Annotated in this window: 11 protein-coding genes; 8 read left to right on the plus strand and 3 right to left on the minus strand. The window is 71.7% G+C overall.

Going from position 1 to position 13,643, the window contains the following annotated elements:
* Positions 1-6 precede the first annotated feature (6 nt).
* Positions 7-1,488, plus strand: coding sequence for an aldehyde dehydrogenase family protein (locus ACYVJ3_RS05830; protein ID WP_460851604.1), 1,482 nt, complete (start codon positions 7-9; stop codon positions 1,486-1,488).
* 23 nt (positions 1,489-1,511) lie between these two features.
* Complete coding sequence (gene rlmC / locus ACYVJ3_RS05835) at positions 1,512-2,645, plus strand: 23S rRNA (uracil(747)-C(5))-methyltransferase RlmC (protein WP_460851605.1); 1,134 nt, start codon at positions 1,512-1,514, stop codon at positions 2,643-2,645.
* Positions 2,646-2,662: 17 nt separating this feature from the next.
* On the opposite strand, the gene trhA is transcribed toward rlmC, so the two are convergent.
* Entirely contained in the window at positions 2,663-3,403 is a 741-nt protein-coding gene (gene trhA / locus ACYVJ3_RS05840; protein WP_460851607.1) for a PAQR family membrane homeostasis protein TrhA, read from the minus strand.
* A gap of 24 nt (positions 3,404-3,427) precedes the next feature.
* The gene (locus tag ACYVJ3_RS05845) at positions 3,428-4,435 is read right to left on the minus strand and encodes an AIM24 family protein (RefSeq protein ID WP_460851609.1); all 1,008 of its coding nucleotides are present in this window, start codon (positions 4,433-4,435) and stop codon (positions 3,428-3,430) included.
* A gap of 50 nt (positions 4,436-4,485) precedes the next feature.
* Between ACYVJ3_RS05845 and ACYVJ3_RS05850 the strand changes: the two genes are divergently transcribed.
* Positions 4,486-5,292 carry an isoprenyl transferase gene (locus ACYVJ3_RS05850; RefSeq protein WP_460851610.1) on the plus strand — a complete coding sequence of 269 codons (807 nt, stop codon included), beginning with the start codon at positions 4,486-4,488 and terminating at the stop codon, positions 5,290-5,292.
* Positions 5,293-5,367: 75 nt separating this feature from the next.
* Positions 5,368-5,892: a hypothetical protein gene (locus ACYVJ3_RS05855; RefSeq protein WP_460851612.1), complete on the plus strand. Its 525-nt coding sequence runs from the start codon at positions 5,368-5,370 to the stop codon at positions 5,890-5,892.
* Here the strand turns inward: ACYVJ3_RS05855 and ACYVJ3_RS05860 are convergent.
* Positions 5,889-6,440, minus strand: a complete 552-nt coding sequence (locus tag ACYVJ3_RS05860; protein ID WP_460851613.1) for an RNA polymerase sigma factor — start codon at positions 6,438-6,440, stop codon at positions 5,889-5,891. The genes ACYVJ3_RS05855 and ACYVJ3_RS05860 overlap by 4 nt on opposite strands.
* Positions 6,441-6,459: 19 nt before the next feature.
* On the opposite strand from ACYVJ3_RS05860, the gene ACYVJ3_RS05865 reads away from it, so the two are divergent.
* From ACYVJ3_RS05865 to mfd, 4 genes are all read left to right on the plus strand, one after another.
* The gene (locus tag ACYVJ3_RS05865; protein ID WP_460851614.1) at positions 6,460-8,070 is read left to right on the plus strand and encodes a serine/threonine-protein kinase; all 1,611 of its coding nucleotides are present in this window, start codon (positions 6,460-6,462) and stop codon (positions 8,068-8,070) included.
* Between the two features lie 68 nt (positions 8,071-8,138).
* Positions 8,139-8,612, plus strand: a complete 474-nt coding sequence (locus ACYVJ3_RS05870) for a DUF3817 domain-containing protein (protein ID WP_460851615.1) — start codon at positions 8,139-8,141, stop codon at positions 8,610-8,612.
* Positions 8,613-8,652: 40 nt separating this feature from the next.
* Positions 8,653-9,984, plus strand: coding sequence for a serpin family protein (locus ACYVJ3_RS05875; RefSeq protein WP_460851616.1), 1,332 nt, complete (start codon positions 8,653-8,655; stop codon positions 9,982-9,984).
* An 11-nt stretch (positions 9,985-9,995) separates the two neighbouring features.
* Positions 9,996-13,643: a transcription-repair coupling factor gene (gene mfd, locus ACYVJ3_RS05880; RefSeq protein WP_460851618.1), complete on the plus strand. Its 3,648-nt coding sequence runs from the start codon at positions 9,996-9,998 to the stop codon at positions 13,641-13,643.

Genomic DNA, 13,643 nt, shown 5'->3' on the forward strand with positions numbered 1-13,643 from the left:
CGGGACGTGACCACCACGGACGCCCCCGCACAGACCTTCGACTCGCTCGACCCCGTGACCGACGAGGTCGTCGCGAGCCACCCGATCCACGACGCCGAGGCGGTCCGCGCGGCTGTCGCGACCGCCCGGGCCGAGGCCGAGTGGTGGCGCGCGCTGGGCTTCGCCGGCCGCAAGCAGAAGCTCGCGCTGTGGCGCGGCCTGCTCGCGCGCAAGATGGAGGAGCTCGCCTCGGTGATGAGCGCCGAGACCGGCAAGCCCGCCGGTGATGCGCTGCTCGAGTGTGCCCTCGCCGTCGACCACCTCGCCTGGGCCGGCTCGCACGCCGCCAAGGTGCTCGGCCGCCGCTCGGTGTCGCCCGGCCTGATGATGGTCAACCAGGCGGCGTCGGTGGAGTACAAGCCGTTGGGTGTGGTCGGCGTCATCGGCCCGTGGAACTACCCGGTCTTCACCCCGATGGGCTCGATCGCCTACGCCCTCGCGGCCGGCAACGCCGTCGTCTTCAAGCCGTCGGAGTACACCCCCGGTGTCGGCGAGTGGCTGGCCCGCAGCTTCCTCGAGGCCGTCGGTCGCCCGGTCCTCCAGACGATCACCGGGTACGGCGAGACCGGTGCTGCGCTGTGCGCCTCCGGGGTCGACAAGCTGGCGTTCACCGGCTCGACCGCGACCGGCAAGCGGGTGATGGCGGCCTGCGCCGAGAGCCTGACCCCGGTCGTCATCGAGGCCGGCGGCAAGGACCCCTTCATCGTCGACGAGGACGCCAAGATCGCCGAGGCCGCCGACGCCGCGCTCTGGGGCGCGTGCGCGAACGCGGGCCAGACCTGCGCCGGCGTCGAGCGGATCTACGTCCACGAGAAGGTCTACGACCAGTTCGTCACCGCGCTGGTCGAGCAGGCCAAGGGCATCCGTGCCGATCGTGGCCAGCAGGTCGGCCCGATCACCATGCCGAGCCAGAAGGACATCATCAAGAGCCACATCGACGACGCGCTGGCGCGGGGCGGCAGGGCGCTGCTCGGCGGCGCCGGCGCGGTCGGCGACCACTTCGTGCAGCCGACGATCCTGGTCGACGTCCCCGAGGACTCCAAGGCCGTCCAGGACGAGACGTTCGGCCCGACGATGACCGTCGCGAAGGTCAAGGACATGGCCGAGGCGATCAGGCTCGCCAACGGGACGCGCTACGCCCTCGGATCGACGTACTTCGGCAAGAAGAACGCCGACCAGGTCGTCGACGGCATCCGCGCGGGGATGACCGCCATCAACGGCGTGATCACCTTCGCCGGCGTACCCAACCTGCCGTTCGGCGGTGTCGGCGACTCCGGCTTCGGGCGCATCCACGGGGCCGACGGGCTGCGCGAGTTCACCTACCCGCACGCCGTGACGCGCCAGCGGTTCAAGCCGGCGTTCCCGCTGACCAGCTTCCAGCGCACGGCCAAGCACGAGGGCACGCTGACCTCGATGGTCGCCAAGCTGTACGGCCGCCCGGGGAAGTGACCGTGCGCCGATAGGCTCGGCGCATGGACTGCCGGCACTTCTCTGCGGGGGAGTGCCGGTCCTGCACCTGGCTCGGCCAGCCGTACGCCGACCAGCTGGCCCGCAAGGACGCCTCGGTGCGCGACGCGCTCGGCCTGGCTCCGTCGGTCTGGCGCCCGCCGTTCGGCGGGCCGGAGTCGGGCTTCCGGAACAAGGCCAAGCTGGTCGTCACCGGGACCTCCGGCTCACCTCGTCTGGGGATCCTCGACGGATCGGGTGAGGGCGTCGACCTCAGCGACTGCGGGCTCTACCCGGCCTCGCTGCAGGCCGCCTTCCCGCACCTGGCCGCGTTCATCGGACGGGCCGGGCTCACGCCGTACGACATCACGACGCGCAGCGGCGAGCTCAAGCACGTCCTGGTGACCGAGTCGCCGGACGGCGAGCTGATGGTCCGCTGGGTGCTGCGCTCGACCGAGGCCGAGACACGGATCCGCAAGCACCTCCCGTCGCTGCTGTCGGCCCTGCCGGCCGCCCGGGTCGTCACGCTGAACATCCAGCCGGCGCACGCGGCCGTGCTCGAGGGTGTTCGCGAGATCGTGCTCACGCCTGAGGACACGCTGCCGATGCGGGTGAACGGGCTGACGCTGCACCTGCGGCCACGCAGCTTCTTCCAGACCAACACGGCCGTCGCGGCCGGGCTCTACCGAGCCGGCGCGGGGCTGGTCGAGGACTCCGCACCGCGCGCCGTCTGGGACCTCTACTGCGGTGTCGGAGGCTTCGCCCTCCATGTCGCCGCGTCCGATCGCAGCGTTACCGGCATCGAGATCAGCCAGGACGCGATCGCCTCCGCCCGACGCTCGGCGGCCGACGCCGGCCTGACCGGCCTGGGCTTCGAGGCCGACGACGCCACGACGTACGTCCTGGGGCGGGACGCCCCGGACCTGGTGGTCGTGAACCCGCCGCGGCGCGGTCTGGGCGACGAGCTGGCCGGGTGGCTGGAGGCATCCGGGCCCCGCCACGTCCTCTACTCCAGCTGCAACCCCGAGACCCTGCGGCGCGACCTCGCCACGATGGCGGGCTACCGCGTCGTCAGCGCGCAGCTCTTCGACATGTTCCCGCAGACGGGCCATGCCGAGGTGCTGGTGCTGGCCGAACGGCAGGTTTCCCAAGGTATGTAGGGAAACCTGCAGAGGGCTCAGCGCAACGCGTACGTCGCCAGCGAGACGCCGACGTACTGCGCGATGAAGGCCACGATGGTGAACACGTGGAAGACCTCGTGGAAGCCGAACCAGCGCGGCGACGGGTTCGGCCACTTGAAGCCGTAGACCAGGCCGCCGAGCGTGTAGAGCAGGCCGCCGGTGCAGATGAGGGTGAAGATGGCGACGCCGACACCGACCCCGAGCTCCATCGCCCCGTCCAGGAACGAGGGGATGAAGAAGACCGCGGCCCAGCCGAGCGCGATGTAGACCGGCGCGGAGAGCCAGCGTGGGGCGCTGGGCCACAGCATCTGCAGCGCCACGCCGATGATCGCTCCGGTCCAGACGATCGCGAGCATCCAGATCCGCTTGGAGCCGTCGAGCAGGATCAGCGCGAACGGCGTGTAGGAGCCCGCGATGAAGACGTAGATGTTCGCGTGGTCGAACCGGTTCAGGAACGCGTGCATCCTCGGCGACCACGTCCCGCGGTGGTACGTCGCCGAGATGCCGAACAGCAGCAACGCGGTCGCGACGTACAGCGAGGAGCCGACCCGGGTCGCCGGCGTCGGCGACAACGTGATGAGCACCGTGCCGGCAGCGATGACGACCGGCGTGGTCCCGGCGTGCAGCCAGCCGCGCAGCTTGGGCTTGACCTCGGCGAAGGCCTCCGCGACCTCGGTCCGGGCCGTCTCGATGCCGGCGCGTGCGCGCTGGCTGGTGCGCTGCATCGCCTCGTTCATGTGTCCGAGGTTAGTGGGTGGGGGTCAGTGGGTGTGCGACGGCACCGTCGCACCCTCCGAGGGCTGGACGATCACGAAGCCCGGGCCCTGGAACGAGACCTGGAACGCCTCGCCCGACCCGCGCCCGATCAGCGCGCCAGCGGTCATCGTGGAGCGGAGAGAGGTCTGCAGGTGCACCGACCACGCGACGAGGGCGTTCGCGTCGGCGTACGTCGGGGCCTCCTGGGCGTTGAGCACGACCGGCTGGCCGTCGGTCGTGATGGCCACCCAGCCCGTTCCGCGCAGCGTGGTGTTGAACAGGCCGCCGGCCGCCATCGAGCCGCCCCTGACCCGCTCGACGTTCCAGTCCAGCGACTCCGAGAACGCGAGCACGTTCTTGCCGTTGACCGACAGGCCGCTGTCGGCGAGCTGGAGGATGTGCACGTCGTGCGCCTCGTCGGCGAGGAAGACATCGCCCTGACCGGCGACCCGCATCAGCGAGAGACCCTCGCCGGTGAGCGCCTTCTTGAGGAACTTGGTCGCGCCCCCGCCCTGGTAGGCGAAGTCGACGGTGCCCTGGTAGGCCACCATCGCGCCCTGCTTGGCCAGGAACGGCTGGTCGAGGCGCACCCGCAGCATCTTCTTGTTCTGCAGCACCGGTCCGCTGCCGCTGACCTCGCTGTACGTCCCGTCGATCAGCTCGCCGGAGATGCCGGCGAAGGCATCGGTCGGCACGGCATCCGGGTTGTACGCCGGCGCGCCGCTCGAGGCGGTGGTGAGCTCGGGCGTCGGGTCGGTGGTCTCGGTCCCGTCGGTCCAGCCGCCGGAGGTCGGCGGCTGCTCGTCGTCCTGCTGCGACTCGGCGAGAGTGTCGGCACCGTCGGTCCAAGCGGGCGTCGGCTGCTGGGCGGACTGGGCGAACTGGGCCGGCGGGTGCAGCGGGTCGGTCGCCACGTTGCCGCGGTCGGAGACGTGATCGGTCCACGCCGCGCCGTCCCAGTAGCGCAGCTCGTGCCGGCCGGTGGGGTCCGGGTGCCAGTTCGCGGCGGTCATCGGCGTACCTCTTCCAGGCTCGGGTCGGTGGTGGCCATCGTGGCACCAGGATGGTGGATCGCCACACCACTAGTGTGGGAGACGTGGCGGATTGGAAGCGCGGTGTGCGCAAGGTTCTCTATCCGGCGTACGAGGCGCGGATGCTGCGCCGCATGCCCGACAACCTGCCCCAGCACATCGGCGTCATGCTCGACGGCAACCGGCGTTGGGCCAAGGCCGTCGGCCGCGACACCGCGCACGGCCACCGCGCGGGGGCGGCGAACATCGAGCCGCTGCTGAGCTGGTGCGACGAGATCGGCATCAAGGTCGTCACGCTGTGGCTGCTCTCCACCGACAACCTGAACCGTCCCGCCGACGAGCTCGAGCCGCTCCTGGAGATCATCGTCGACGCCGTCGACTCGCTCGCCGACCAGCAGCGCTGGCAGCTCAACCCCGTCGGCGCGCTCGACCTGCTGCCGACCGCGATGGCCGAGCGGCTCAAGCACGCTGCCGAGCGCACCGCCCACGTCGAGGGGATCATCGTCAACGTCGCCGTCGGGTACGGCGGACGCCGCGAGATCGCCGACGCCGTGAAGTCCCTGCTCGTCGATGCCTCCTCCCGTGGCCTGTCGATCGACGAGGTCGCCCAGCAGATCGACGTCGAGCACATCGCCGACCACCTCTACACCAAGGGTCAGCCCGACCCCGACCTCGTCATCCGCACCTCGGGGGAGCAGCGTCTCGGCGGCTTCCTCCTCTGGCAGAGCGCCAAGTCCGAGTTCTACTTCTGCGAGGCCTACTGGCCCGACTTCCGCCGCGTCGACTTCCTGCGCGCCGTTCGTGCCTACGCCGTTCGGGAGCGGCGTCACGGGGTCTGACCTCGTGGTGGCTGGGGCGCAACCAACCCCGCGAACCGGGCGTCGGAACAGGCACGACCACCGGAAGGACGCGCCATGTTCCGCATCGCCCTCGTCTCGCTGTCCCTGGCGGCGACCGCCGCCGTGACGACCGGCTGCGGTGCCGGTGCCGACGATCCGGGTACGCCGGACGCGACGACTCCGACGCGATCCCAGGCCTTCGGCCCGCAGGGGTACGCCGGCGTGGACATCGGCATGGACGCGGCGGCTGCCCGTGGGGCCGGGGCGAAGGTCGGTCACCTCAAGGGGGAGTCGTGCGCCGGCCTGGTCCTGCCCGGGGCGAAGCGGCTGCGCCACCGGGTCGATGGCTGGGTCTCGGCGAAGGTGGGCGTCGCCCTGATCACCACGACCGACCGCAAGGCCGCGACGCCGGAGGGGATGCGGGTCGGCATGACGCAGGCACAGGTCCACGCGATCTACCCGACGGCGCAGGACCAGCCCGACTTCTGGCGCGTCGCCGTGCCGGGCCACCCGGGCCTCTCCTACTGGTGGGGCTACGCCGAGCACGCCCGCGTCGGCGCGCTGACGATCGTCAGCGACCGCCAGGACTGCGTGAACTAGTCCTGCACCCGCAGCAGCGGCTGGACCGTCTGGCGGCCGCGGTGGATCCATGCCTTGACCGTGCCGAGGGGCGCACCCATCTGGGAGGCGATCTCGTTGTAGTCGAGCTCCTGGATGTCCCGCAGGACCAGGGCTTCGGCGTGCTCGGGATGCGTGGCGGCGAGGATCTCGAGCGCCTCGAGCAGGTCGAGCCGTGAGCCGGCGATCACCGAGGTCGTGCGGGGGTCGGCCGTCTGGGGCAGCTCCTCGACGCCGTGCTCGGCGGAGCGACGCTTCAGGGAGCGGTACGTCGACCGGGCGCTGTTCGACGCCACGGCGTGCAGCCACGTGGTGAACTTCGACCGTCCGCCGAACGAGCCGATCTTCGTGGCGACCAGCAGCAGGGCGTCCTGGGCGGCCTCCTCGGCGTCCTGCGGGTGCAGCAGCATCCGGCCGCAGATGCGGCGTACGCGGGGCTGGATCGCGGCGAGCAGGTCCTCCAACGCCTCGCGATCCCCAGCAGCGGCGCGCAGCGCCAGGTCATCGAGGTCGACGAGGTCCGAGTCCACGTGCTGCACAATATCCGGCGTGACCCTTCCGGAACGGCTCGGCCGCCTGCGTCGCGTCGACCGGATCGGCGCCGGCGGCTTCGCGACCGTCTGGCTCTACCACGACCCGGACCTCGACTCGCCCGTCGCGGTGAAGGCGCTGGCCGACAACTGGGCGCAGCGCGAGGACGTCCGTGAGCGCTTCCTCGAGGAGGCGCGGATGCTGCGCCGGGCCGACTCCGAGCACGTCGTGCGCGTCTACGACATCGGCGAGGTCGACCAGACGCCCTACTTCGTCATGTCGTACGCCGACCTCGGCTCGCTCGCGACGCTGACCGATTCCGGCCCCGTCGACCCCCAGAAGGTCGTCGACCTGATCGGCCAGGCCGGTGAGGGCGTCCACGTCCTGCACCGCCGCGGCATCATCCACCGCGACATCAAGCCGCAGAACCTGCTGCTGCGCTCCGGCGAGGACGACGAGACCGAGGTGCTCGTCGCCGACCTCGGCGTCGCCAAGGCGATGTTGCACGCCAGCGGCCTGACCCAGGTGGTCGGCACCCCGGCGTACATGGCGCCCGAGCAGGCCATCGGCCTCGGTGTCGACGTACGTGCCGACGTGCACGCGCTCGGTGCCGTCGCCTACCACCTGATGACCGGCCGCTTCGCCCGCGACGGCGGCATCGGCGACCTCGCCGCCCCCAAGCTCCCGCCGGCGCCGTCGAGCATCGACCCGGCGCTGGCGCCGTACGACGAGGTGCTGCTCCGCTCGCTCGAGCCGCGACCCGACGACCGCTACCCGGACGTCCCGTCCTTCCTGCGTGCGCTGCGCGCGGTGGCGCCCACGATGCTGCGCGACCCGGCGATCACGCCGCCGCCCGCGAGCCCCACGATCCTCCAGCAGCCGACCGCGATGGAGCCGCCCCGCACGCCGGCCGCGCCGCCGCAGCCCCCGGACCCGACGCCGGAGCGCCCGCGCCGCAACCTCCTGCGCACCCTCATCATCGTGATGCTGGCCGTGTTCCTCGTCGTCGGTGGAGCCGCGGTGGCGCTGCTGCTCGCCGACCGGACGCGTGACAACGGCAAGCCCGGGGGAACCCCGTCGACCGGCCCGACCTCGACGTCCCCCAGCGTGGTGCCGTCTCCCGACATCACCTATCCGCCGCTGGTCCACCCGAACCTCCTGGTGCGCCACCGGCTGACCGGGCCGACCGGCACGACGTGGTCCTACCGGGTGCCCGAGGGCTGGGTGCCGTCGAGTCCCATCACCGGTGCCCCGATCCTCCCGGCCGACCTCGACCAGCAGGTCCAGGTGCGCTGGCGGCCGGCAGGCGAGCCGGCGATCGGTGGCTACAGCGTCCGCTTCGAGGCGCTCGACCCCGCCCTCACAGTGACGCAGGCACGGGACGCGAAGATCGCCGGACTCGAGCACGCGCACTACCCGGGCTTCACGATCCTCCGCCAGACCGCGGACGGCATCTGGTTCACCTACATCGACGCGACCCCGCACCTGCGCTACAACTACTTCCGCTGGGTCCCGGGCCCCGATGGCAAGGCCGGCATGGAGATCTCGGTGTCGGGCCGCAAGGTCGAGCGCACCAACCTGCGGGTGCTCATCGACCAGGCCGCGCAGGCGGCCGTCCCCGTCTCCTGACCCGCGCCGCGAGGATCACACCGTCGCGGATGCCCTCTCCCCACCGGGGGATCGCTAGCGTCACAGGCGTGAGCTCGTTCCTGTCCCGCCCCGTCGCCGTCTTCCGCCGCATCGCGATCGCCGAGGCGATCACCTGGGCGCTGCTGTTGTTCGGGATGTTCCTGAAGTACGGCCCGGTCGACAACCCGATCGGCGTCAAGATCTTCGGGATGGTCCACGGCGTCGTGTTCATCGCGTACGTCGTCACCACGGTCACCGTCTGGGTCGACCAGCAGTGGACGTGGAAGCGCGGTCTGCTCGCGCTCGCCGCCGCCATCCCGCCCTTCGCGACGTACGCCGTCGAGGTCGTCGCCGTGCGTGGCGGCTGGCTGGGGGAGCAGTGGCGCCTCCGCGGTGCCGCCGACGAGGGTCTCTCCAAGCCCGAGCGGCTGGTCCGCTGGCTGCTGGAGAAGCCCCTGCGCGGCCTCGCCGTCGCTGCTGTCGCCGTCGCGGTGCTGACCGTCGTCGCGCTGGTCGTCGGTCCGCCGGCGTCGTCTTCCTGACCCTCGGGAACCTCCTGCGGGGGTCGTGCGTCCGACGGGCATGCTCGGACGACGACACCTGATCCAGATGGGCGGCCTCGCGCTGCTCGCCACCTCGGCCGGCGGCCTGCTCTCGGGCTGCTCGGGCGGCGACCCGGACGCCGGCAGGGGCGTCGAGCTGGTCTCCGCCGGCACCCCGCGCTCGGCCGCGGACCCGACGCTGATCGCCCCGACGGTCGAGGGCATGGACGCCTTCGCCGCCAGGCTGTACGCCGCCGTGGCCGGCCAGCAGCAGGGCAACCTCGTCATCTCGCCGTACTCCGTCGCCGCAGCGCTCTCGATGACGCTCGCCGGAGCGCGCGGCCGCACCGCGCAGCAGCTCTCGGGCGTGCTCGGCGCGATCGGTCTGGGAGGCCGCTGGCACGACGGCGTCAACGCGCTCACGTCGTACGTCGACTCGCTGGCCGGTGAGCGCCAGCGCGCCGACGGCACCACGGTGACCCTGGGCCTGCGCACCGCCGACGCGGTCTTCGGCCAGCGCGGGGTGCCGTGGCAGCACGACTTCCTCGAGATGCTCGCGAAGGACTACGGGACGGGTGTGCGGGCGGTCGACTTCACCGACCCCGAGCCGGTGCGCCGCCTCATCAACGCCTGGGTGGCCGACGCCACCGACCACCGCATCGAGGACCTCATCCCGAGCGGGGTGCTGGACCCGGGCACCCGGCTCGCGCTGGTGAACGCGATCAGCCTGACCGCGCCGTGGGACGACCCGTTCGAGCACACCGCCACCAGCGATGGCCCGTTCCACCTGGCCGGAGGAGGAGTGCGGAAGGTGCCGATGATGCACCGGACCGGACAGCTGGAGCAGGTCGAGGGGAGCGGCTGGAGCGGCGTACGTCTTCGGTACGCCGGCGGCGCGCTCGCCCTCACGGTCGTGCTGCCCGACCCCGGACGCCTCAGCGCGGTCGAGGTCGGCCTCGCCGGGGGCGGTCTGGCGACGGCACTCGGTCCGGGGCGGACCGGGCCGGTGGAGCTGTCGCTGCCGAAGTGGTCCTCGCGCACGGCCCTGTCGTTGGCCGAGGTGCTCGCGGGACTCGGGGCCGGCGATGCCTTCGACCCGGGCCGCGCGGACTTCAGCGGCATGACGCGGGCGCAGCGCCTGTACCTGTCCGCGGTGCTGCACCAGGGGCGCATCGAGGTCGACGAGCACGGCACCGAGGCGGCGGCCGCGACCGCGGCCGTGATGACGGTCGGCGCCGCCCCGGTCCGGGAGCGGCCGACCAGGTTCGTCGTCGACCGCCCCTTCCTGTACGCCGTGCACGACGTCGCCCACGGCACACCCCTGTTCCTCGGACGGGTGACCGACCCGACCGCTGAGGGTGGTCGCGCCTAGGATCGGTCAACGTGTCGCTCGCCGGTCTGACTGATCTCGTCCTCGCCGATCCCGCCCTGGCGGCGGCCCTCGCCGACGGCGGTCCGACCGAGGAGCTGACCGGCCCCGCGCCGCTGCGACCGTTCCTGGTGGCGGGCCTGGCCCGCGCCGGTCGGACGGTCCTGGCCGTCACCGCCACGACCCGGGAGGCCGAGCAGCTGACCGCCGAGCTCGGCGACCTGCTCGACCCGGCCCGGGTGGCCTACTTCCCGAGCTGGGAGACGCTGCCGCACGAGCGGCTCTCGCCGCGCTCCGACACCGTCGGCCGTCGCCTGGCGGTGCTGCGACGGCTGTGCCACCCCGGCACCGACTCCGCGGCCACCGGGGTCCAGAACGGGCCGCTGGACGTCGTCGTCGCACCGGTCCGCTCCCTGCTCCAACCGCAGGTGAAGGGCTTGGGCGACCTGGTCCCGGTCGAGCTCGCCACGGGCAGCACCCGGCAGATCGACGACGTCGTCGCGGGACTCGTCGGGGCGGCGTACACGCGCGTCGACCTCGTCGAGAAGCGCGGCGAGTTCGCCGTGCGCGGCGGCATCGTCGACGTCTTCCCCCCGACCGAGGAGCACCCGGTCCGGGTGGAGTTCTGGGGCGACGAGGTCGAGGAGATCCGGTCCTTCGCCGTCGCCGACCAGCGCACCATCGACAAGCTCGACCGGCTCTGGGCGCCGCCGTGCCGCGAGCTGCTGCTGACCGACGAGGTCCGCGAGCGCGCGCGCACCCTCGGGCAGGAGCGGCCCGAGCTGCTCGAGATCACCGACAAGCTCGCCGAGGGCATCGCCGTCGAGGGCATGGAGGCGCTGATCCCCGTCCTCGTCGACGAGCTCGAGCTGCTCGTCGACCTGCTCCCTGCTGATGCGCAGGTCCTCGTCCTCGACCCGGAGCGGGCCCGCGCTCGCGCCCACGACCTCGTCGCCACCTCCGAGGAGTTCCTCGGGGCGTCCTGGGCCGTTGCCGCCAGCGGTGGCCAGGCGCCGATCGACCTCCAGGCCGCGTCCTACCGCGAGCTCGGTGAGGTCCGCACCCATGCCCGCGACCGTGGCATGTCCTGGTGGACGCTGAGCCCGTTCGGGCTGGATGGCGCCGATGGTTTCGATACGTCCTCGCCTAGCGGCTCGGACTACTCAACCAGCGGCGATACGTCCTCGCCTAGCGGCTCGGACTACTCAACCAGCGGCGATACGTCCTCGCCTAGCGGCTCGGACTACTCAACCAGCGCCATCGTGGCGGCGCCGACGTACCGCGGCGACGTCGAGAAGGCCCTCACCGACATCGCGACGTGGCACGGCGACGGCTGGACCGTCGTCGTCACCCACGCCGGCCACGGCCCGGCGCAGCGCATGGTCGAGGCGCTGGGCGAGCGCGACCTGCCCGCGCGGCTGGTCGAGACCATCCCGACCGAGCAGGACGTCAACCCCAAGGTCGTCACCGTCACCTGCGGCGGCCTCGCGCACGGCGTCCTCGCCGAGCACGGCAAGGTCGCGATCCTCACCGCCGAGGACATCGTCGGCCAGAAGGCCTCGACCCGTGACATGCGGGCGATGCCCACGCGCCGCAAGAAGCAGATCGACCCGCTCGAGCTCAAGACCGGCGACTACGTCGTCCACGAGCAGCACGGCGTCGGCCGCTTCGTCGAGATGAAGCAGCGCGTCGTGCACGGAGCCACCCGGGACTACCTCGTGCTCGAGTACGGCGCCTCCAAGCGCGGCGCCCCGGCCGACCGGCTCTACGTCCCGGCCGACGCGCTCGACCAGGTCACCCGCTACGTCGGTGGCGAGCAGCCCAGCCTCGACCGGCTCGGCGGAGCCGACTGGACCAAGCGCAAGAACAAGGCGCGCAAGGCGGTCCGCGAGATCGCCGCCGAGCTGATCAAGCTGTACGCCGCCCGCCAGGCCACCCGGGGCCACCAGTTCGGTCCTGACACCCCCTGGCAGCGCGAGCTCGAGGACGCCTTCCCGTTCCACGAGACGCCCGACCAGCTGACCACGGTCGACGAGGTCAAGGCCGACATGGAGCGCGTCGTACCCATGGATCGCCTGATCTGTGGCGACGTCGGCTACGGCAAGACGGAGATCGCCGTCCGTGCCGCCTTCAAGGCGGTCCAGGACGGCAAGCAGGTCGCCGTGCTGGTCCCGACGACCCTGCTGGTCACCCAGCACCTCTCCACGTTCATGGAGCGCATGAGCGGGTTCCCCGTCGTCCTCAAGGGCCTCTCGCGCTTCCAGACCGACAAGGAGGCGAAGGAGATCATGGCCGGGATGGCCGAGGGGTCGATCGACATCGTCGTCGGCACCCACCGCCTGCTCGGCGCGGACGTGAAGTTCAAGGACCTGGGCCTGATCATCGTCGACGAGGAGCAGCGCTTCGGTGTCGAGCACAAGGAGCAGATGAAGCGGCTCCGGACCTCGGTCGACGTGCTCTCCATGTCGGCGACCCCGATCCCGCGGACGCTCGAGATGGCGATCACCGGCATCCGTGAGATGTCCACGATCACCACGCCTCCCGAGGAGCGGCACCCGGTGCTGACGTACGTCGGCGGCTACGAGGACCGCCAGGTCGTCGCCGCCGTACGCCGTGAGCTGCTGCGCGACGGCCAGGTCTTCTACATCCACAACCGGGTCAACTCGATCGAGAAGGCCGCTGCCAAGCTGCGTGAGCTGGTGCCCGATGCGCGCGTCGCGACGGCGCACGGCCAGATGGGCGAGAAGCAGCTCGAGCAGGTGATGCTCGACTTCTGGGAGAAGCGCTTCGACGTGCTCGTGTGCACCACCCTCGTGGAGTCGGGCCTGGACGTCTCCAACGCCAACACCATGATCATCGAGCGGGCTGACACCCTCGGCCTGTCCCAGCTCCACCAGCTGCGCGGTCGCGTCGGGCGGTCCCGTGAGCGGGCCTACGCCTACTTCCTCTACCCGACCGAGAAGCCGTTGACCGAGACCGCGCACGAGCGGCTCGCCACGCTGGCGCAGCACTCCGACCTCGGCGGCGGCATGGCGATCGCGATGAAGGACCTCGAGATCCGCGGCGCGGGCAACCTGCTCGGCGGCGAGCAGTCCGGGCACATCGCGGACGTCGGATTCGACCTCTACGTCCGCCTGGTCGGTGAGGCCGTCCGCGAGTTCCGCAGCGACGGCGGCGCGCCGGAGGTGCTCGACGAGGTCCGCATCGAGCTGCCCGTCGAGGCCCACCTGCCGCACGACTACATCCCGTCCGAGCGCCTGCGCCTGGAGATGTACAAGCGCCTCGCCGAGGTCCGCACCGACGACGACGTCGACGCCATCATCGAGGAGCTCAAGGACCGGTACGGCGACGCGCCCGAGCCCGTCGTCGCGCTCCAGCTGGTCGCGCGGTTCCGTGCCCGCTGCCGGCAGGCGGGCCTGACCGAGATCTCCACGGTCGGCAAGAACATCCGCTTCGCGCCGGTGGTGCTGCCGGACTCCCGCGTCGTGCGGCTCAACCGGATGTACCCCAAGTCGATCGTCAAGGCGCAGGCCGAGGCGATCCTGGTCCCGCGTCCCGGCACGCCCGGCCAGCTGGGCAAGCCGATCGAGGGCGTCGCGCTGCTTGAATGGGCGCGCCTCGTCATCGATGCTGTGATCGACCCGCGCGAGACCGCCGGGTAG

It is taken from the genome of Nocardioides montaniterrae, assembly GCF_054782655.1.